This window comes from Cupriavidus sp. GW822-FHT06G04, assembly GCF_058799075.1.
This window is the reverse complement of record NZ_JBXALD010000002.1, coordinates 206,764-225,060: the sequence shown is the minus strand read 5'-3', so window position 1 is coordinate 225,060 and position 18,297 is coordinate 206,764. Positions and strand designations below refer to the sequence as shown.

19 protein-coding genes and 1 tRNA gene are annotated in these 18,297 nt (G+C 66.0%); 14 read left to right on the top strand and 6 right to left on the bottom strand.

The features are described from left to right. Positions 1-13 precede the first annotated feature (13 nt). From AC1RKI_RS05035 to AC1RKI_RS05005, 7 genes are all read left to right on the top strand, one after another. Complete coding sequence (locus AC1RKI_RS05035; protein ID WP_023121127.1) at positions 14-757, top strand: DsbA family protein; 744 nt, start codon at positions 14-16, stop codon at positions 755-757. Between the two features lie 195 nt (positions 758-952). Beyond that, positions 953-1,447 carry a RadC family protein gene (gene radC / locus AC1RKI_RS05030; RefSeq protein WP_003292123.1) on the top strand — a complete coding sequence of 165 codons (495 nt, stop codon included), beginning with the start codon at positions 953-955 and terminating at the stop codon, positions 1,445-1,447. 167 nt (positions 1,448-1,614) lie between these two features. Beyond that, positions 1,615-2,064: a TIGR03757 family integrating conjugative element protein gene (locus tag AC1RKI_RS05025; RefSeq protein ID WP_023121126.1), complete on the top strand. Its 450-nt coding sequence runs from the start codon at positions 1,615-1,617 to the stop codon at positions 2,062-2,064. Further along, on the top strand, positions 2,061-3,005 hold the full coding sequence (locus tag AC1RKI_RS05020; protein ID WP_033959618.1) for a TIGR03756 family integrating conjugative element protein: 945 nt from the start codon (positions 2,061-2,063) through the stop codon (positions 3,003-3,005). Before AC1RKI_RS05025 ends, AC1RKI_RS05020 begins: the two co-directional genes overlap by 4 nt. A 10-nt stretch (positions 3,006-3,015) precedes the next feature. After that, positions 3,016-4,422: an integrating conjugative element protein gene (locus AC1RKI_RS05015; RefSeq protein WP_013721901.1), complete on the top strand. Its 1,407-nt coding sequence runs from the start codon at positions 3,016-3,018 to the stop codon at positions 4,420-4,422. Further along, the gene (locus tag AC1RKI_RS05010) at positions 4,419-4,772 is read left to right on the top strand and encodes a hypothetical protein (protein ID WP_003292115.1); all 354 of its coding nucleotides are present in this window, start codon (positions 4,419-4,421) and stop codon (positions 4,770-4,772) included. Before AC1RKI_RS05015 ends, AC1RKI_RS05010 begins: the two co-directional genes overlap by 4 nt. 15 nt (positions 4,773-4,787) lie before the next feature. After that, a complete protein-coding gene (locus AC1RKI_RS05005; RefSeq protein WP_011805401.1) occupies positions 4,788-6,311 on the top strand; it encodes a conjugal transfer protein TraG N-terminal domain-containing protein in 1,524 nt (507 codons plus the stop codon). 16 nt (positions 6,312-6,327) lie between these two features. Here AC1RKI_RS05005 and AC1RKI_RS05000 read toward each other — a convergent pair whose 3' ends face one another. Further along, positions 6,328-6,696, bottom strand: coding sequence for a DUF3742 family protein (locus tag AC1RKI_RS05000; protein WP_011805400.1), 369 nt, complete (start codon positions 6,694-6,696; stop codon positions 6,328-6,330). Positions 6,697-6,912: 216 nt separating this feature from the next. Here AC1RKI_RS05000 and AC1RKI_RS04995 point away from each other — a divergent pair, with 216 nt between their 5' ends. The 3 genes from AC1RKI_RS04995 (at position 6,913) to mobH (ending at position 10,637) form a co-directional block, all read left to right on the top strand. Then, positions 6,913-7,671, top strand: coding sequence for a type IV toxin-antitoxin system AbiEi family antitoxin domain-containing protein (locus tag AC1RKI_RS04995; protein ID WP_031754973.1), 759 nt, complete (start codon positions 6,913-6,915; stop codon positions 7,669-7,671). Continuing rightward, positions 7,664-8,584, top strand: coding sequence for a nucleotidyl transferase AbiEii/AbiGii toxin family protein (locus tag AC1RKI_RS04990; protein ID WP_016446144.1), 921 nt, complete (start codon positions 7,664-7,666; stop codon positions 8,582-8,584). The genes AC1RKI_RS04995 and AC1RKI_RS04990 overlap by 8 nt, the downstream gene beginning before the upstream one ends. A 202-nt stretch (positions 8,585-8,786) precedes the next feature. Further along, positions 8,787-10,637: a MobH family relaxase gene (mobH, locus tag AC1RKI_RS04985; protein WP_033959620.1), complete on the top strand. Its 1,851-nt coding sequence runs from the start codon at positions 8,787-8,789 to the stop codon at positions 10,635-10,637. Between the two features lie 26 nt (positions 10,638-10,663). Here the strand turns inward: mobH and AC1RKI_RS04980 are convergent, their stop codons facing one another. Then, positions 10,664-10,963, bottom strand: a complete 300-nt coding sequence (locus AC1RKI_RS04980) for a helix-turn-helix domain-containing protein (RefSeq protein WP_003282197.1) — start codon at positions 10,961-10,963, stop codon at positions 10,664-10,666. A 105-nt stretch (positions 10,964-11,068) separates the two neighbouring features. Here AC1RKI_RS04980 and AC1RKI_RS04975 point away from each other — a divergent pair, with 105 nt between their 5' ends. Beyond that, positions 11,069-11,695 carry a substrate-binding domain-containing protein gene (locus tag AC1RKI_RS04975; protein WP_033959623.1) on the top strand — a complete coding sequence of 209 codons (627 nt, stop codon included), beginning with the start codon at positions 11,069-11,071 and terminating at the stop codon, positions 11,693-11,695. Positions 11,696-11,742: 47 nt separating this feature from the next. Here the strand turns inward: AC1RKI_RS04975 and AC1RKI_RS04970 are convergent, their stop codons facing one another. Next, a complete protein-coding gene (locus tag AC1RKI_RS04970; RefSeq protein ID WP_023109284.1) occupies positions 11,743-13,596 on the bottom strand; it encodes a tyrosine-type recombinase/integrase in 1,854 nt (617 codons plus the stop codon). Between the two features lie 238 nt (positions 13,597-13,834). Then, a tRNA-Gly gene (locus AC1RKI_RS04965) sits at positions 13,835-13,909 on the bottom strand. 157 nt (positions 13,910-14,066) lie between these two features. On the opposite strand from AC1RKI_RS04965, the gene AC1RKI_RS04960 reads away from it, so the two are divergent. After that, entirely contained in the window at positions 14,067-14,456 is a 390-nt protein-coding gene (locus AC1RKI_RS04960) for a DUF5594 family protein (protein WP_150982409.1), read from the top strand. A gap of 2 nt (positions 14,457-14,458) precedes the next feature. Here AC1RKI_RS04960 and AC1RKI_RS04955 read toward each other — a convergent pair whose 3' ends face one another. After that, positions 14,459-15,349, bottom strand: coding sequence for an aldose epimerase family protein (locus AC1RKI_RS04955; protein ID WP_492794657.1), 891 nt, complete (start codon positions 15,347-15,349; stop codon positions 14,459-14,461). Positions 15,350-15,592: 243 nt separating this feature from the next. On the opposite strand from AC1RKI_RS04955, the gene AC1RKI_RS04950 reads away from it, so the two are divergent. After that, positions 15,593-16,078: a cupin domain-containing protein gene (locus AC1RKI_RS04950; protein WP_492794659.1), complete on the top strand. Its 486-nt coding sequence runs from the start codon at positions 15,593-15,595 to the stop codon at positions 16,076-16,078. A gap of 22 nt (positions 16,079-16,100) precedes the next feature. Here AC1RKI_RS04950 and AC1RKI_RS04945 read toward each other — a convergent pair whose 3' ends face one another. Next, entirely contained in the window at positions 16,101-17,339 is a 1,239-nt protein-coding gene (locus AC1RKI_RS04945) for a polyhydroxyalkanoate depolymerase (protein WP_061959566.1), read from the bottom strand. Positions 17,340-17,606: 267 nt separating this feature from the next. Here AC1RKI_RS04945 and AC1RKI_RS04940 point away from each other — a divergent pair, with 267 nt between their 5' ends. Beyond that, a complete protein-coding gene (locus AC1RKI_RS04940) occupies positions 17,607-18,263 on the top strand; it encodes a glutathione S-transferase family protein (protein WP_341247922.1) in 657 nt (218 codons plus the stop codon). Positions 18,264-18,297 lie beyond the last annotated feature (34 nt).

Here is an 18,297-nt window from a genome sequence, read left to right as displayed (position 1 = left end):
CGGGAGCGACACGATGCGCCTGCCTTCATTCGCCCGCCGTCATCCCTGGATCGGTCTACTGATCGTGGCGACGATTGCGATGGCCTCGTGGATGCTGCTGCGCGCGCCGCATCCGGCAACCGAGTCGATGCCCCTGGCCGCCGCCGGGTCCGAAGCGCCGAAACCGGCCGGCCCGCCCTGGCTGTATGGCCGTGCCGATGCGCGCTTCACGGTGGTCGGGTACGCCGACCTGGAGTGTCCGTACTGCCGGGCCTACTTCCCCGCGCTCAAGCGCTGGATCGACGCCCATCCCGAGGTGAACTGGCAGTGGCACCACCTGCCGCTGTCCATGCACGAGCCGGCCGCGACTGCCGAGGCACGCCTGGCCGAGTGCGCGGGAGAGACGGGCGGACATGCCACGTTCTGGCAGGCCGTGGCGTGGCTCTACGCGTACACCCGCGGCGACGGCCAGGGCCTGCCGGAGGGCCTGCGCTATCCCGACCTCACGCCAGCCATGCAGGCTTGTCTCGACAGCGAGCGCCCCGATGCGGTCATCCGTGCCCAGGCGGTGGAAGCCGCACAGCAGGGCATCGCGGCCACGCCGGCCCTGCAACTGCGCGACCGCGAGTCCGGCAAGACCCTCCTGCTGCACGGTCCCGTCGAAGGCGATGCCTTGCTGTCGGCCATCGACCTGCTCGCCGCCGGCAACACGACCGCAGCCGAACCTGCCCATTCCCCAGACATGCCCGCCGGCGTTGCCGGTGACATGCCCAGGTAGCCATCGATCTTCAAGGCTGCGGCGCGGCTCGTCCGCGTTGATCGAAACCCGTTCGCATCGCATCCCTTGACGCGAACAGCCACCGCATCCGCGGTGGTGGATGCCCGCTCGTCACCTGTTCCATCCCCATCGTCCCCAGGAGGGTTTGCCCTCCAGGGGCAGGCGCCCTCCGATCTCATCCATTGGAGGTTCGCCATGTCTCTCGTCATCGCCGACTCCCGCCCGGAGTCGCTCACCCTGATCGCCGCCCAGCACGAAGACTGGATCATCCGGCAGGCCATCACCCTGCTGGAGAACCGCGTGTTCAAGGCCGGTCCGGCGCTGGGCAGTCCCGCCGCCGTGCGCGACTACCTGCGCCTGAAACTGGTCGCGGAGCCGAACGAAATCTTCGCCGTCGTGTTTCTCGACAACCAGCACCAGGTGCTCGCCTTCGAGCCGCTGTTCAAGGGCACGGTCGACCAGACTTCGGTGTATCCGAGGGTGGTGGTCCAGCGTGCGCTGGCGCTCAACGCTTCGGCGCTGATCCTGGCGCATCAGCACCCCTCGGGGAACACCGAGCCCTCGGCCGCTGATCGTGCGATCACCGAGCGGCTGAAGAGCGCCCTGGCCACCGTCGATGTCCGGGTGCTGGACCACTTCATCGTCGGCAAGGGCAGCCCGTACTCGTTCGCCGAAGCCGGCTTGTTGTAGCAGCACCAGCCGACGCGCATTCATGTCATCACCACGGGAGCCCTTTGCTCCCGTTTCCTTTCGCCGGCCCGCAGAGAATCGGGACTGACCGGTTTCGGTTTCTTTGTCGTCCCCTGATCTGCGTTGCGCTCGACTACGAGTCTGCATCGACTCCGCGGAGGCGCGACATGCCGGCTCATTCCCTCAACCTTCCTGCCGCCTCGCGGCGCCCCCTGGCCGCCCGGCTGGCCGCTGGACTGTGCGCCGCGCTGCTCGGTCCCATCGCAGCGGCCGCCGATGTGCTCGTCGTCACCGACAGCCGTCATCCGGTGCTGGCCCCGGCCGGCGTGCGGATCATCGAGCTGGACCAGGCCACGCGCATCGAGGTCGAACTCGCCGCGCGCCTGCCGGCCGACCCGCAACAGGCCGCAGCCGTGGTGCGGCAGCGGTTGCATGACGGCGGCGAGGCGCTGCAGCGCCGCATCGGCCACGCCTATCAAGGTGTCGCGGATGCCTGGGGACTGGGCATCGCCAAGATTCCCGCCGTGGTGGTCGATCGACGCTACGTGGTCTACGGCGAGCCCGACGTGGCCCGCGCCGTCGCGCGCATCAACGCCTACCGGAGCACGCAGCCATGAGCCTCCTGCTGGCACGCCGGCGCCTGCGCGCCACCGCCGCCTCGCTGCTGCTGAGCGCGGCCACGTCGACGTTCGCCCTGGACACCGCCACCATCGTCTCGTCGGCGCTGTCCCCCGACTGCCTCGAATACCGCGTGGTCGGAATCTGCTACTGGCTGTACTGCACGCCCTTCGGCTGCTCGGTTCGCACCTCCGTCAAGGTGCGCCACTACGTCCCCGATGCGGTGGTGTCGAGCTACTCGAACACCGGAGAAAACCCGTGGCAGGAAGTCAGGGCGATGAGCATGCCCAACCCGACCGCCAAGGCTGGCGGTGACGGCACGACCAATCACGACAACGAGAACAACCTCGCCAAGTTCAAGAACGCCGATGTCATCGGCCATCCGGCCGGGCTGGTGTTCAGCCAGTTCGCCAGCGCCTCCGGCTACACCTGCGAAGGCGCTGGCACGGCCTTCATGCCGTATCTGCTGAGCACGCTCGACACGATCGCCTGGCGCTACAACATCCCGGAAGCGTTCTACCCCGAAGCGCTCATCCCCGGCCGGCGCGAAATCGGTACGCGCACCGGCCTGAACCTCTGGGGCAACGTGTATCCCCGCGGTGGCTTCCTGCACCAGACCGACGACCACAAGAGCGGCGCCGTGGTCGCGCAGCGCGCGGGCGACATCGTGACGCGCCGCAACCAGATTCACGTGTATCAGCCCCTGCTGGCCAACGCCCGCGACGGCTACTGGCCGGCCGGCGCGCTGATGGAGACCGACGCCTCGACGGGCAAGTGGCAGGAGCTGACGCCCACGCTCTCGAACAGTTGCGTGGTCTTCCCGCACAGCCGCACCCGCGTGCAGGCCCAGCAGGGCGACTACGCCTGGGCCTTGTGGCGGCCGTACTCCTGCTGCCGGCGCCGTGGCCAGGTCTTCCTCGGCAGCGTCGATTTCATGTGAGGAACCCACGATGAACGCCTCCCTCCCTGACTTCCTGCACCGCGCGAAGTCGCCCCTGCGGGCCACGCTGCTCGTGGCGGCCATCACGCTGGTCGTCGGCGTCGCCTGGGCGCAGACCCGCATCGACCCCAATGGCGTGAACGTCAGCGGCAGCGTGATCGGCGACGACGTGCTCTACAGCATCGGCGGCGGCCGGGCCGTGTCGATGGGTGGTGCCGGCAACATGCAGAGCATCGGCGTCGGCGTCGGCTGGAACAGCAACCTGATCTGCGGCGACATGAGCATCACCACGACGCTGCAGAACCAGCTCAACGGCATCACCAACGGCTTCCAGACGATCATGAGCAACGTGATCCAGAACGCCACTGCCGCGGTGGCGTCACTCCCGGCGCTCATCATCCAGCGCGCCGACCCGGGCCTGTACAACCTGCTCACCAACGGCATCCTCCAGGCGCGCCTGGATTTCGACCGCTCGAAGATGACCTGCCGGGCCATCGCCAATCGCATGGCGGACATGGCCGGCGGCCAGGCCGGCTGGGACCAACTCGCCGAAGGGATGGCGCTGCGGGATGCGGTCAGCAGCACCGATGCCGTCTCCGCCATCGAGCAGGCCGAGTCCAACAAGGGGAACAACGGCGTGCCCTGGGTCGGCGGCGGCAACGCGGGCGGCTCCGGCCAGAGTTCGATCAAGGTGGTCGGCGACGTGACGCGAGCGGGCTACAACCTGCTCAACGGGCGCAGCGCCACCGATACCTCGTCGATCGCGCGCAGCGCCTGCGGCAACCGCCTGACCTGCCAGACCTGGTCGTCGCCTGGCGCGGCCGCGGCCTTTGCGAACCGCGTGCTGGGCGAACGCGAGCAACGCACCTGCGAAAACTGCACGAAGACCCAGACCACGCCTGGCGTCGGGCTCACGCCAGTGATCCAGGAAGAGTACGAGACCAAGCTGCAGGTGTTGCAGGAACTGGTGACGGGCGCCCGGCCGACGACACTGGCCAATCTCGACGCGGCCGGCAGCAGCTCGCTGCCGATCACCCGCGGCGTGATCGAGGCCCTGCGTGACGAGCCCGACCAGGACGTGCTGGGCCGGCGCCTCGCGTCCGAGGCTGCGCTGTCCAGCGTGCTGGAGAAGGCCCTGCTGCTGCAACGCACGTTGCTGACCGGCAAGAAGGAGCCGAACGTCGCCGCCAACGAGCTCGCCGTGCAGGCGGTGGACCAGGAGAACAGCGCGCTGGAGCAGGAGATCAACAACCTCAAGACCGAGCTGGAGCTGCGCCGCACGCTGGCCGGCAACTCGGCGATGGCGATCATCCAGCGCCACAGTACCCGCGCTGCCGGCTCGCGCGGCGTCTTCGAGGGCGACACCACGCGCGACCGTCTGCGGGAAGTCCAGAAGCCGCGGAGCGGTACGCCATGAGCCGGCTCGCCTGGCTGCGGCTGCCATGGCTGTTCAACCGCCGCGTCGGCGTGGCGCTGCTGTGGACCTTGCTGGTGGTCGCCGCCGCGGTGGCGGTGAACATCGCCGGCATCCACGTGGTCGGCGGCGTCGAGGGCTGGCAGCACTGGCTGCAGGCGCACGCCGGCCACTTCTTCGTGTGGCGTCTGTGCCTCTACGGAGCGACGGCTTACGGCTGGTGGTGGATGCGTCGGCGCCTGTTGCGGCGGGAGCCGTCCCGCGAGACGCATCAGCGCCTGCTGCGCACGGAGATCGCGGCCGTCATCGCCGTGGTCGCGCTGGAAGCCAGCCAGCTGCTGCGGCACGGCTGAGACCGGGAGGCAGGCATGACGCTCTACACCACGGACTACTTGGAGTATTACCTGACCCTGGTGGCTTGGGTGGTCAACAACGGCATCTGGAGCATCCTCGTGGCCAGCGGCGTGTTCGCGCTGCCGTTCGTGGCCATCGTGATCCAGGAATGGCTCAAGGCCCGCAGCGAAGGTGCGGACGAGGGCAACAAGGGCGTGCTGTCGTCGATGCGCATCGAGAACCGGGTGTGGGTGGCGATCGTGGTCATCATGTTCGCCGGCATCCCGTTCATCCCGGTGGATCTCGCCACGATCAGGTTCGACACCACGCGCTCCGCGCAATGCCAGGTCAGTGTCCCGCTGCCCAACGACACGGGCTGGTCCAACGTCTACACGGCGCTCAACGACCAGAGCGCGCTGGTGCCGGTGTGGTGGTTCTTCATGCACGCGCTGTCGAAAGCCGTGACGGGCTCCGCGGTGGCGGCGATTCCCTGCGGCACGGACCTGCGTCAGATTCGCATGGATGTGGATGCCACGCGCATCGACGATCCGGTGCTGGCACAGGAGGTCGCCGACTTCACGCACGACTGCTACGGGCCGTCGCGCGCCAAGCTGTTCATGAACCGGCCGACGCTCTCCGACGAGCAAATGAACGACGTCACCTGGATCGGGTCGAGTTACTTCCTCGACACGCCCGGCTTCTATGACACCTATCGCGCCAAGACCCCACGCACGGCCTGGCCCTACGACGCGACCCGCGATGCAGGGTTGGCACAGGTGGACAGCGGCGGCGGCTATCCGTCCTGCCGGCAGTGGTGGGCCGATGGCGGCCAGGGACTGCGCAGCCGGCTGCTGGCACAGGTCGACCCGGACCTACTGACCCGCATCGGGCGCTGGGCGGGCTTCCTGTCGCAGAGCGAGGTCAATGACTCGGTGATCCGCGCCGTGGTCTCACCGCGACAGCAGAAGATGAACCAGGGCGCCGTCTACACCGACTACGGTGGCCAGATCGACAAGACGCTGCCGAACGTTGTCACGCGCGGCGCAAGCGACCTGGGGTTGACCGTCGGCTCGCTGGCCTTCTTTCCCGCGATGGACGTGGTGCGCCAGGCGCTGCCGATGGTGCTGACGATGCTCAAGATGGCGCTCGTCATCTGCATCCCGCTGGTGCTGCTGATCGGCACCTACGACCTGAAGACGGTGGTGACGGTGAGCTGCGTCCAGTTCGCGCTGTTCTTCGTGGACTTCTGGTTCCAGCTCGCGCGCTGGATCGACAGCACGATCCTGGACGCGCTCTACGGCTGGGGGTTTGGCGCGGACAGGCCGCACACGAACTTCGATCCGTTGATCGGTTTGAACAACGCCTTTGGCGACATGCTCCTTAACTTCGTCATGGCGATGATGTTCATCGTGCTACCGGGTTTCTGGGTAGCTGCGCTCGCGTGGGTTGGTGTCCGCGTAGGCAACATTTCGCAGATGCTCTCAGCAGCCACCGATGGCGCCAAATCTGCGGGAGGCAAAGGCGCTGACCTTGCAATCAAAGCAGCGAAGGCGAAGTAGCGCCGAGAGTGGCGAGCTACTCGTCGTCCGCGCTGCCGCCGTCAATGCGTACCTCGCCCCGGTAGAGACCGTATCCGTCCAGGCCGTTTCGCCATTGAGGCTCGTCATCATCACTGCTTTCGTCGGCATCGACGTTGCGTACCATCCAGGCAGCGATCCCTGCAAAGGCCAGCAGCAGCGCCAGCCAGAACGCGGAGTAGAGCAGCACACCAAGCACGGCCAGCTTCACGATCCAGAGCACCGCCGTCGCCGCGCTCGCGGGCACCCCGCGCGTCACCAGCCAACCGGCGACACGCTGCTCGCGGCGCAGGTATCCACGCCAGGCACGGCCAGCCCCCCGGCCCAGCCGGTGGCTCCAGCGCCCGTTGTGCGTGTTGGTGGTCATGCTCATGTGCCTCGGTTTCAGTGGTGCCTCACCTCAAGAGCGGCCGGTTGGGGCTTGCCCTCCAGCATAGACCGCGATCAGGAGGCCGGGTTGCGGCTGGCAGAGCGGTCGCAGGTCGATTAGATTCTGCACTATAAATCAAACGTTATGCTACTTTCCCTGCACGTTCTTGCGATAGCTCTAGAGGCTGATTTGATTCCGTGCTATTTTTACAGCATGGATGGAAATTCTAGGCACCAGGTAATCAAGCGGCTGCAGGCGGGACTCCCCCGCGGGGCGCCGTTCGACCTTGCCACCCTGAGCCAGTTCGGGGTGTCGCCCCAGCTCGCCGCCCACTATGCCGACGGCGGGTGGCTCGTGCGCCTGGCCCATGGCGTCTATGCCTTCCCGAACGATGAGTTCGGGGTCTACGGTGCGCTGAAGTTCCTGCAACAGCGCGTGCCCGGCCTGCACGTCGGCGGCAAGAGCGCCCTGGCCCTGCAGGGCGTGCGGCACAACCTGGGCAGCCGGGAGACGCTGGTGCTGTGGGGCGACGGTCGTTTCGCGTTGCCAGCCTGGTTCACCTCGCGCTTTCCGGCCCGCTACGTCCACGCCCGCCTGTTCGACTGGCCGGACACGGCGCTGGCCAGCAAGACCCTGACCACGCCGCCTGGCCTGCCCGAGGATCTGCGGGTGGCTGCCTCCGAGCGTGCCGTTCTGGAACTGCTGTACGAAGCCGGCGTCAAGCAGAGCCTCGAAGAGGCCCGCAACCTCTTTGATGGACTGCGTTCCCCCCGCAAGGACTTGCTCGGACAACTGCTGTCCTGCTGCACCAGCGTGAAGGCCGTGCGCCTGTTCCTCACCTGGGCGCGCGAGACCAGCCTCGTGGATGTCGATGCCCTGCTGGAGCAGTACCCGGTTCGCACCGGCAGCAACACGCGCTGGATGAGCCGGCTCGATGACGGCACCTTGCTGAGCCTGAGACCTCATGGATAAGACCTACGCGGACACCGTTCGCCTGCTGCTGGCCGTCGCGCCCGACGTGTTCGCCAACGACATCTTCGCCATGAAGGGCGGCACGGCCATCAACCTCTTCGTGCGGGACATGCCGCGCCTGTCGGTGGACATCGACGTGGTGTACCTCCCGTGGCAGACGCCGCGCGACGAAGCGCTGCAAGCCATCAACCAGGAGCTGGCCGCCATCGCCACGCGCGTTGCACCACTGGGCGTGCAGACACGCCTGGTTCGCGCCAAGGATCTGGGGGACACCAAGCTGATCGTCGAGAACGACGCCAACCAGGTGAAGATCGAGGTCAACGTCGTGTTCCGAGGCAGCGTGCTGCCCGTGGAGCGGCGGCCGCTGAGTGCCAAGACCAGCGATCTGTTCGGCGTCGAGTTCGAGCTGCCGGTTCTGGCACCGGACGAGCTGTACGCCAGCAAGCTGGTGGCTGCGCTGGATCGGCAGCACCCCCGCGACCTATTCGACGTGTGGCAGCTCTACGAATCGGGCGACATCAGCGACGGCATGGTCGAGTGCTTCGTGATCTATCTGGCGGGCCACAACCGGCCGCCCCACGAAGTGCTGTTCGGCAACGACAAGGACATCGCCGGCGAGTACGAGAGGGCCTTTGTCGGCATGACCGAAGTGGACTGCTCCCTGGAGACACTGCTCGACGCTCGCGCCAGGATGCGGCGCGAGCTGCCACAGCGACTGAGCACCGCGCACAGGCAGTTTCTGAGCGGGCTGGCGCGCGCAGAACCGGACTGGTCGCTGGTGCAGTGCCGGCACGCCGCGCAACTGCCGGCACTGCGCTGGAAGCTCGCCAATCTCGAAACCTTCCGCAAGCGCCGTCCCGACGACTTCGCAGCGCAATCCGCCGCCCTCGACACCGGCTTGGGCCAGAGCTGACGAACGTCCCGCAGCGCCCCACTTGCCGGGGTTGCCCCATGCCGCATTCATCGTGGCAGCCGCGAAGCAGCGGCCCTATACCCAAAGGCTTCCGACAAAGGCCAAAGGGCTGGGAAGGGGCAAAGGAAGGGCGCCAAGGGGAAAGGCCCTATCCTGAAAAGGCCAAAAGGCGCCCCGAGCAGCCCGTCATCCGGGGTTCGCCATGCTCTCGCTGTTCCAGCGCAAACGGGTGCCACCCACCGCCGGCACACCGCCCACCTCCGCCATCGAAACTCCGAAAGGGTTGACGCGGCCGGAGTCGGCCGCATCGCTGCTGGCCACGCCGCGCCGGCAGAAACTGCTGGAACACATCTGGCAGCGCACCTCGCTCTCGCGCCGGCAGTTCGCCACGCTCTACCTCGCCCCACTGGAGCGCTACGCCGAGCTGGTCCAGCAGTTCCCGGCCTCCGAGAACCACCACCACGCCTATCCGGGCGGCATGCTGGACCACGGCCTGGAGATCGTCGCCTATGCGCTGAAGCTGCGGCAGTCATACCTGCTGCCTGCGGGCGTCACGCCGGAGGCACAGGCGGCCCAGGCCGAAGCCTGGACCGCAGGCACGGCCTACGCGGCCCTGCTGCACGACATCGGCAAGATTGCGGTCGATCTGCACGTCGAACATGCCGACGGCAGCGTCTGGCATCCCTGGCACGGCCCGCTGCGAAAGCCCTACCGCTTCCGTTACCGAAAGGAGCGCGAGTACCGCCTGCACAGCGCCGCCACCGGGCTGCTCTACGCGCGCCTTCTCGATCGGGACATCTTCGACTGGCTCAGCGGCTATCCCGACCTCTGGGCCGCGCTGCTGTACGTGCTGGCCGGCCAGTACGAGCATGCCGGCACGCTCGGCGAGCTGGTCGTGCAGGCCGACCAGGCATCGGTCGCCCAGGAACTCGGCGGCGATCCCAGCAAGGCGCTGGCGGCGCCCAAGCATGCGCTGCAACGCAAATTGCTCGACGGCTTGCGCTACCTGCTCAAGGGAGCGTTCAAGTTGAACCAGGCCGGCCCGGCGGACGGCTGGCTGACACAAGACGCCTTGTGGCTGGTGAGCAAGACCGTCTCCGACAAGCTGCGCGCCCATCTGCTGTCGCAGGGCATCGACGGCATCCCGGCGAGCAACACGGCGGTGTTCAACGTGCTGCAGGATCACGGCATCGTGCAACCGACGCCGGATGGCAAGGCGATCTGGAAGGCTACCGTCACCAGCGACGCCGGCTGGTCGCACGCCTTCACCTTCCTGAAACTCTCGCCGGCGATGATCTGGGATGCCGCCGACCGGCCGGCGCCGTTCGCAGGCCGTGTGCAGGTCGAAGAGGAACAGGCGGAGCCGACGCCGCAGGCGACAACGGTGGCCGATGGGCCGCGCGCCGAAGGCATCGAAGCTGCATCCGCGAGCACGGCGCCGATCGCATCCACAGCCACGGATACCGGCGTGGCCGCGCTACTCGACCTGCTGGGCGACACCGCTCCACCCGCGACACCGGAGATCCCGAGTTCCCCTGTTGCCGAGCCCGAGCCGGCCCCTTCGACCATGCTCCCGCCGCAGATGAGCCTCGCGTCTTCCCAGGATCGCGCGGAGCCCTCCGGGGCGCACTTCATGGCCTGGCTGCGTCAGAGCATCCAGACGCGCAAGCTCATCATCAACGACGCCAAGGCCCTGGTGCATACCGTCGCCGGTACGACCTACCTCGTCAGCCCCGGCGTGTTCCAGCGCTACGCGCAGGAGTACCTTCAAGTCGCCGCGCTGGCCAAGCAGGAGAAGCTGGAGGGGTGGCAGTGGGTGCAGAAGCGCTTCGAGAAGTTGGGACAGCACCGCAAGCAGCCGAGCGGGCTGAACATCTGGACCTGCGAAGTCACGGGGCCGCGCAAGTCGCGCCGGCTGCACGGCTACCTGCTCGTCAGCCCGGATACGCTGTTCCAGGAGACGCCGCCAGACAACCCATACCTGCGGCTCCTCAACGAGGCCGCAAAGCGCGAAGATTCAGCCCTTGGGGGCAAGGACGACGATCAGGCGTAGGCATGCGACCGCTGTGCGGGCCGGCTTCAATCTGCGGATGGGGCCGACTCCGCCAGCTTGGCTTCGGTCAGAGTCATCAAGTGGGCGGAACTGCATTTCAGCGCACGGGCAATCTTGAGGATGAGAGGGAGCGTGGGGACATGCTCGCCGCGCTCGATCTTGCCCATGTGCGACCGTTCGATGCCGGCCATGTGGGCCAGCGTTTCCTGAGCGATGCCCTGGTTGGTTCTTTCTTCCCGCACGGCAGCCCCAAACGCGATGGCTGGTTCCGCTTCGTAGGTAGTGGTGCCGGTGGGGCGGCCCCTTTGGATCGAACGCTTTGGCATTGCCAAGAGCGTCGAACACGGTCACGATTTAAACCACGTTAAACTTAACTCATCCAACGGCTTCGAGATCAGTTGCCACGAGTTCACCGCCTGGGGGAGCTGGACGTGGAATCGAGTGACATCACCGCCGAAATTCGCATGGCCGTCCTCGGCGAATGGGTGCCTCCCCAGCTCGCCGACGTGCTCGCCCTGCAGCGTGCCGAAGAGCCGGAGACCCATGCCGTCCTGGCCGGGTGGACAGATCCCGGTCGAGGCGCGGAGCTGCCGGGCGACGGCTTCGACTTCGCTTTGTCTGCGGTTGCCCGGCAGTGGCCTGGCTGGCTATGCGAGCCGCTGTGGCATGGCACGCTGGCGGTCGCCGTGGCCAAGCGCTCTCACCTGCTGGCCTACCGTGAAGTGCCGTGCCAGGAAGTGCTCAAGCAGCCCTTGATCTGCGCGCAGTCCACGGCCGATGAACCATGGCGCATGACCGTACAGCGCGTGTTCGAGAACGCGCTGCAGGAGCGAGAGCAAACGGTGGAGACATTCGATGTGGCGATGACGCTGGTTGCCGCCGGGTACGGGATTTCCATTGCACCTGCCGCGAGACTGGCGAGCTACCTACGCCGAGGCATCGCCGTGCGGCCGCTGGCCGGCGCACCAACGATCGTGATGGCTTACCTGCTCCGTCGCAACGCTACCTTGTCGGACACCCAGGCAAGATTCGCCCGCCGCGCGCGCTTGGTGTCCTGACAGACGCGCGGGGATCGCGGTTTCGCCACGATCCCGCATTCCTGCTGCTAGGCGACCCCGACTCGCAGCGGGGTCCATTCGCTTTCCTTCACGGCTGTGCTCACTGCCATGACGAGCTTGTCGAGATTGCTGGCCGTCACGCCCTCCAGTGCCGAACGCCCCCGCAGCATCGAGCGCGGTTGCAGCAGTGCATGGTAGATCTGCCAAGGGTCCGCACCCCTGGTCAGCTTCAGGACGGACTGGATCAGCTCGTGCTTGAGTGGGTCGAGGTGCCAGTCCGGCACGCGCTGGCCGCGGTTGCCTACGTTCAACGCCAGCAAGTTGCCCGCCTTGATCTCGTAACTGATCCACCTGCGGGATTTGCCCGCCATCTTGGCAAACGCAGCGACGGAAAGGTTGTGCGGCGCTTCGAAGACATCGAACAGCTCCATCCTCTCGCGCTGAATGTCCGAAGGCACCAGCGGCGCGGCCGATCGAGGGGGCGGAACCGCCGGCAGCCGATGTGCGGCGGCAGAAACCAACGGCATGGCGTCACCCGGCTTCGTCACGAGCAGGATTGGCGAAGCGGCAATCGGCGTAGAGGGGGCGCTTTCGGTTTGCTCACTCGGGAATGCGGGCACGCCTTCCAGATGCACGGTGAGCGGCATGCTGGCCGCCTCGACCTGGTTCTGCTCGAAGAGGTCGAGCCGATCGGCCCAGTCCTGCATCATGCGGCGACGCTGCTCCACGTACTCGGCATGGTTGTAGGTCGCGCTGACCTTGTTGGGATCGACATGCGAGAGCTGTGCATCCACCCAGACCTTCGGGTAGCCGATCTCGTTGAGCGCAGTGGACATCGTGCCGCGGATACCGTGTCCGGTCAGGCGTTCCTGATAGCCCATGCGTTTGAGCGCACCATTGAGCGTGTTCTCGCTGATGCGCTTCTTCAAGTCGCTGTCGTGCCGGAACAGGTAGCGCTGGGCCGGCTTGAACTCATCCAGCAGGTGCCGGACGATCTCCATGGCCTGAATCGACAGCGGCACGATGTAGGGCGGGATGTCCTTCGGCTGCTGCCGCTTCTTGCGCATATCCAACTGGAGTTGCTTCACGACGTCGGCCGGGATGATCCACAACCCACGGTCCAGATCGAATTGATCCGGCATCGCCTGTCGCAGCTCGCCGGTTCGCACGCCGGTCAGCAGCAATAGCCGCAGCCCGAGCTGGGTCTGCCGCCTGCCGCGATAGCTGCGCAGCCGCTGCAACAGCTTCGGCAGCTCGGCCATGCGCAGGAACGGGTTGTGGTTGACGGGTGGCAGCGGCAGCGCCACCACATCGAGATCGGAGGCGGGGTTCTGCTCCAGGCCCGGCACGATCACCAGCGCGTAGCGGAACAGTTGGTTGAACCACGTCCTGACTTTCTCGGCGACGGAGAGCGCCCTGCGCTTCTCGATCTTGGCGATCACCTCCAAGAGGTCGGGACGCTTGATCTCATAGATCGACCGCTTGCCCAAGGCGGGCAGCACATCCTTGTCGAAGATGCGCGGAAGGATCGAGAGGGTCGTCTGCCGGCCTTCCTTGAGGCTGAGCCCGCGATGCTTGAGCCACTTGCGATACACCGCCTCGAAGGTGTTTTCGTCGGCGAGCCGGACAGCAGTGCGCTTCTGCTTGCGGTGAACGCGAGGATTGGTGCCTTTGGCCAGCAGGGCGCGCGCTTCGTCGCGTAGGCTGCGGGCCTCGCGAAGCGTCACCTCCGGGTAGGTGCCGAGCGACATCCGCTTCTGCTTGCCCGCCCAGTAGTAACGGAAGTGCCAAGTCCTGCCCCCTGCAGCCGTGACGGCCAGGGAGAGGCCATCCAAGTCAGGGAGGGTGTATGCCTTGCCAGTTGCCTTGGCCTGTCGAACGGCCAGGTCTGAGAGTGCCATGCTCTTGCTCCTGAACATGAGTCAGGAACCAGATGCTGGTCACGTCGACCTCGCCCCTCCATCAACAATCCGGAATCAGCCGCGCCCGCAAAAATGGACTTGTTTGTGGACTTAAAAGTCCCGGCTGTAGGCGGATCGCAGTGGACTACGGCAGAACGTCAAAGAGAGGAAAAGTCCTTGTGTGGCAACGACTTGCAGACTCTCTTGGACTTCTGCGGAAGTCCGCAGAATGATGCGGTGGAGCGGGCGATGGGAATCGAACCCACGTCTTTAGCTTGGGAAGCTAAGGTAATGGCCATTATACGACGCCCGCCATGGCTTGCTGGGGGCGGATTGTAGCATGGCTCGCTGCGCCGATGTCCGCGCCGGACCCGGCCTGCGGCTCTCCCGCAGTGAGCCGCCGTGCGGTGTCTTCCGTCGGCGAAATATCGGCGCACAATAGTAGCCATCCTCACAAGACGCCCCCGCCTGTGCATCCGAATCCTGCCGAACGTTTCACTGCCGAACTGTTGCCCCGCATCGTGGATCGCGTGCAGCAGCTGTCCCATGGCACGCTGCATACCGAGATCCTGCCGCCGGTGGCCTTCGATCAACCGGCGCGGCTGCGGGTCTGGGCGCCGCCGCGGGCCGAGCGTGGGCGCTATGCACATCCGCTCGCTATCACGTTGTCCTGGGATGGGCTCGAGGTCGAGAGACTGTTCGCGTCAGGCGGCAATCTGCGCTTTGCGGAATATCTGGATGCGCTGCCGGCCAAGCTCTATGCCTGGCAGGAGCCGCGTCGGATCGATTTGGGTTCGCGCACGCAGGCCGAGGCCGAGGTGCTCATCGGTGGCCTCGATTTCGAGCATCTGTTGTCGTAGCCTTATCTGACGGTGACACGGCAAGTGGCGGGCTCCGCGGCGCCCGCAGGCACCCAGCGCAAGCCGTGGCCGTGGTGGATGGCGTTGGGCAGGCCGAGCCACGGTTCCACGCAGTAGAAGTCCGACGTCTCGCGCTCGGTCCACGTGGTCACGGCGTACCACGGCACGGAGCCGTTGCCGCCGAGCGCGAAATCGATGGTGCGCGTAGGCATTTCCAGTGCGACGGGTCCGGTGCCGTTCAGCACGTGGAAGGTGTCCTGCAGGCGTGGGTCGCTGATCGAGTAGGCGCGTTCGCCGGGCTCGGCGGCGGTCAGACTGCCATCGGGCAACTGTCTGACGCGCGACGTGGCGGGCAGTGTGATGCGGCTCTGCGCGCGCTGGTCATGGGGCAGGGCGAAATAGAAGTGATGGCCGGCGTAGTAAGGCAGGGGCGTATCGCCGGTATTGCGGATGTGCAGTGTCACTTCGAAGCCGTCCGGTATCGCCCGATACGTTGCGGTGAATACAAACCCGAACGGATACGCCGCTTGTGTTGCCGGCGACGACCTCAGCGTCAGGCTGACCGTGGCCTGGGAAATGTCGGAAATGTCGAATGGCCGATCGCGGGCAAAACCATGCGGCGGCATATCGCGCACGACCCCTGCGCGGTCGCGCCACTTGCCGATTTGTCCGTCTACAACGTGCCTGGCGATAAACGGAAACAGCAGCGGATTGCCGCCCCTGACCCGCGCGACGTTAGTCCAGTCGGCATCGTCGGGCCAGTAGAGGATGTCCTCCCCGCGCCGCACCCACCGTACCAGCCGGCCGCCGTGCCCCGGTGCCAGCAGCAGATAATTGTCGTCGTCTCCAATGCGGATCAGTTCCTGGTTCTGAAAGCGTTGTGTGGTCGTCATCGGCTCAAGGTCTGCAGTCTCCGAAACCCGCAGCGTAGCGCAAGCGCGTGCCGCCACGATGGGGCGACGCGCATCATTTCGGCGCTGGGTCTTGCGCGGTCGTCGTGCATGGACAAGCCGTGGAGGCGGCCGCGATGTCGCGCGCGCCACTTCATCCCCAAAATCGCCCGGCCTGAATGTTGCAGCGCAAGGGCGCCATGACCGTGCTCGTGGCCCATTCCCATGCTGAACAAGGAGTGCTCCATGTCGCAGCTGCCGCCGCTCCAGCCAGTGTCGCTGGCTTCCCCCACACGCTTTTCCCATGTTCGCCCGTTCGACACCAAATTTGTCGACCAGGGTTTGCGCGACTTCTTTCTTTACCGTGACCTGGGCATTGCCGACGCCACGCAAGGCAAGCTGCTGGTACAGCTCGTCAAGGCGAACCTGCCGCCGGAGCAGGGCACGGGTTGGCATCGTCATGTGGCCGATTTCCATGTCGTGCTGATGCTCAAGGGCTGGGCGCGGTTCATGTACGAGGATCAGGAAACCCTGGTGGCCGAGGGTGATTGCGTGCATCAGCGTCCCGGCATCGTGCATTACCTGTTCGACTATTCGCCCGACATGGAGTACCTGGAGATCGTCGGGCCGGCCGACTTCAAGACGATCGATGCGCTCGCGCCGTGCGAGGTGCCGCCCGTCACGCCGTGGACAGAGACGCCGCCACAGTCCTGGCGCGACGCGGCACTGTAGTGCATCGTCGCGCACGCCGCGCTCATGCCCGCATGTCGTCGCTCATGTGGATCGTGTCCCGCACCAGCGGATAGACCTGGGATTCCCAGCGCTTGCCGTTGAATACGCCGTAGTGGCCGACGCCGGTCTGGATGTGGTGCATGCGCATGTAGGGCCGCAGGCTTGCGCACAGGTCCTGCGCGGCCATGGTCTGGCCGATGGCGCAGATGTCGTCGCGTTCGCCTTCCACGGTCAGCAATGCCGTACGGCGGATGGCGGCGGTGGTGACGCGCCGGCCGCCCACATCGAGCAGGCCCTGCGCCAGCAGGAAGCGCTGAAACACCAGGCTGACCGTTTCGAGATAGAACTCGGCGGTCAAGTCCATGGTGGCGAAGTACTCGGTGTAGAACGATTGGATCGCGTCGGCCTTGTCGTGTTCGCCGCGTGCGCGCAAGTCGTACAGGTCGCGCAAGGCTTGCTCGTGGCGTTCGCGGTTCATGCTCATGAACGCAACCAGCTGCACGAAACCCGGATAGACGCGACGCAGGCCGCCGGCGAAGCGCAGCGGCACGTAGCCGATCAGGGTGTTTTCGAACCACTCGATCGGGCGGCTGGTCGCCAGTTCGTTGACCTTGGTCGGATTCACGCGCGCGTCGATCGGTCCCGCCATCAGCGTGAGGCTCGGCGGCTGCATCGGGTCGTTGTCCTCGGCCATCAGCGATACCGCCGCCAGCGCGGCGACCGTCGGCTGGCACACGGCCACCAGATGGGTATTGCCGCCCAGCGCATGCAGGAATGTGATCAGGTGCTGCACGTATTCGTCGAAGCCGAAGCGGCCGAATACCAGGGGAATGTCGCGCGGGTTGTGCCAGTCGGTAATGTAGACGTCATGATCGCGGAGCATCGTTTCCACGGTGCCGCGCAATAGCGTGGCGAAATGGCCGGACATCGGCGCTACCAGCAACACGCGCGGCTGCTGCGGCATGCCTTCGCGCCGAAAGCGCAAGAGCGAGCAGAACGGCGTCCGCGTGATCACCTCTTCGACTACCGGCACGGCTGCGCCGTTGATTCGCACGCTGTCGATGCCGAATGGCGGGCGATAGTGGGTGAGCCGGGCCAGCGCCAGCACTTCGCAGCCGGCGCGCAGGCTCCGCAATGACTCACTCTGGTCGGCACGCGGCACCATGCGCTGGAATGCATCGATCAGGGTGGCCGTAATGTCCGCCAGCGAGCACGCCGGCTGCATCATGTCCGCGTAGGTCTGGTAGGCCTGGTAGAGCATGGCTCGGTCCCCTCGCATATTCGAGCCCAGTAGCCGCAATATATATGCCATCGTCATGAAAGTTGGCATGCGGCTTGCGCATTGCGTGGGCGGACACACGCAAACTGTGCAACGTGGCGTAGTCAGCGCGTGGCAAGCGGGCACGCGGCATCGCGCTGGTGCTGGCGTGCCGGTGCCACGCACCGCATGGGTGCGAACTGGTCAAACCGGTCCGCGCCGCCGATACTGCAAGCGAATGTCACGCTCCAGCGGAGCGGAGGAGGCACGATGGCCAAGACCACTCTGACCATCAGCAGCAAGACGTATTCGTCGTGGTCATTGCGCGGGTGGCTGCTGGCGCGCTTTGCCGGTCTGGAATTCGAGGAAGTGCTGGTGCCGCCCGATGATCCGGCCGCACGCGCCGAAATTCTGCTGCTGTCGCCGTCGATCCTGGTGCCCTGCCTGCGGCATCAGGGCGTTACCGTGTGGGACACGCTGGCAATTGCCGAATACCTCAACGAGATCCGGCCGAAGGCGAAATTGCTGCCCGACGACCTGGTGGCGCGCGCGCACTGCCGTGCCATCTGCGGTGAAATGCATTCCGGTTTTGCGGCCATGCGCGCAGCGTTGCCGATGAATCTCAAGGGGCATTTTCCCGGCCTGAAGGTCTGGTCGCGCGCACAGGCGGACATCGATCGCATCGTCGCCATCTGGAGCGATTGCCTGACGCGCTATGGCGGTCCGTTCCTGTTCGGCAAGCATCGCACCATGGCCGACGCGATGTACGCGCCGGTGGTCACGCGCTTTGTCACCTACGGGGTCAAGCTCGATGCCCCGCTGGTGGAATTCTGCAAGACCATACTTGCCATGCCCGAGATGCAGGAATGGATTCACGCTGCGCGCGAGGAGCCCGACGAAATCAGCGAGCTCGACGTCGAGTTCTAAGGGCGGTGAGCGAAGCCGGCGCGTTTCGCACCGC

Excerpts from the sequence above, each read along its gene's own strand:
- AC1RKI_RS05035 (WP_023121127.1), top strand. The coding sequence starts at position 14 with ATGCGCCTGCCTTCATTCGCCCGCCGTCATCCCTGGATCGGTCTACTG.
- radC (WP_003292123.1), top strand. The coding sequence starts at position 953 with ATGTCTCTCGTCATCGCCGACTCCCGCCCGGAGTCGCTCACCCTGATC.
- AC1RKI_RS05025 (WP_023121126.1), top strand. The coding sequence starts at position 1,615 with ATGCCGGCTCATTCCCTCAACCTTCCTGCCGCCTCGCGGCGCCCCCTG.
- AC1RKI_RS05020 (WP_033959618.1), top strand. The coding sequence starts at position 2,061 with ATGAGCCTCCTGCTGGCACGCCGGCGCCTGCGCGCCACCGCCGCCTCG.
- AC1RKI_RS05015 (WP_013721901.1), top strand. The coding sequence starts at position 3,016 with ATGAACGCCTCCCTCCCTGACTTCCTGCACCGCGCGAAGTCGCCCCTG.
- AC1RKI_RS05010 (WP_003292115.1), top strand. The coding sequence starts at position 4,419 with ATGAGCCGGCTCGCCTGGCTGCGGCTGCCATGGCTGTTCAACCGCCGC.
- AC1RKI_RS05005 (WP_011805401.1), top strand. The coding sequence starts at position 4,788 with ATGACGCTCTACACCACGGACTACTTGGAGTATTACCTGACCCTGGTG.
- AC1RKI_RS05000 (WP_011805400.1), bottom strand. The coding sequence starts at position 6,696 with ATGACCACCAACACGCACAACGGGCGCTGGAGCCACCGGCTGGGCCGG.
- AC1RKI_RS04995 (WP_031754973.1), top strand. The coding sequence starts at position 6,913 with ATGGATGGAAATTCTAGGCACCAGGTAATCAAGCGGCTGCAGGCGGGA.
- AC1RKI_RS04990 (WP_016446144.1), top strand. The coding sequence starts at position 7,664 with ATGGATAAGACCTACGCGGACACCGTTCGCCTGCTGCTGGCCGTCGCG.
- mobH (WP_033959620.1), top strand. The coding sequence starts at position 8,787 with ATGCTCTCGCTGTTCCAGCGCAAACGGGTGCCACCCACCGCCGGCACA.
- AC1RKI_RS04980 (WP_003282197.1), bottom strand. The coding sequence starts at position 10,963 with ATGCCAAAGCGTTCGATCCAAAGGGGCCGCCCCACCGGCACCACTACC.
- AC1RKI_RS04970 (WP_023109284.1), bottom strand. The coding sequence starts at position 13,596 with ATGGCACTCTCAGACCTGGCCGTTCGACAGGCCAAGGCAACTGGCAAG.
- AC1RKI_RS04955 (WP_492794657.1), bottom strand. The coding sequence starts at position 15,349 with ATGACGACCACACAACGCTTTCAGAACCAGGAACTGATCCGCATTGGA.
- AC1RKI_RS04950 (WP_492794659.1), top strand. The coding sequence starts at position 15,593 with ATGTCGCAGCTGCCGCCGCTCCAGCCAGTGTCGCTGGCTTCCCCCACA.
- AC1RKI_RS04945 (WP_061959566.1), bottom strand. The coding sequence starts at position 17,339 with ATGCTCTACCAGGCCTACCAGACCTACGCGGACATGATGCAGCCGGCG.
- AC1RKI_RS04940 (WP_341247922.1), top strand. The coding sequence starts at position 17,607 with ATGGCCAAGACCACTCTGACCATCAGCAGCAAGACGTATTCGTCGTGG.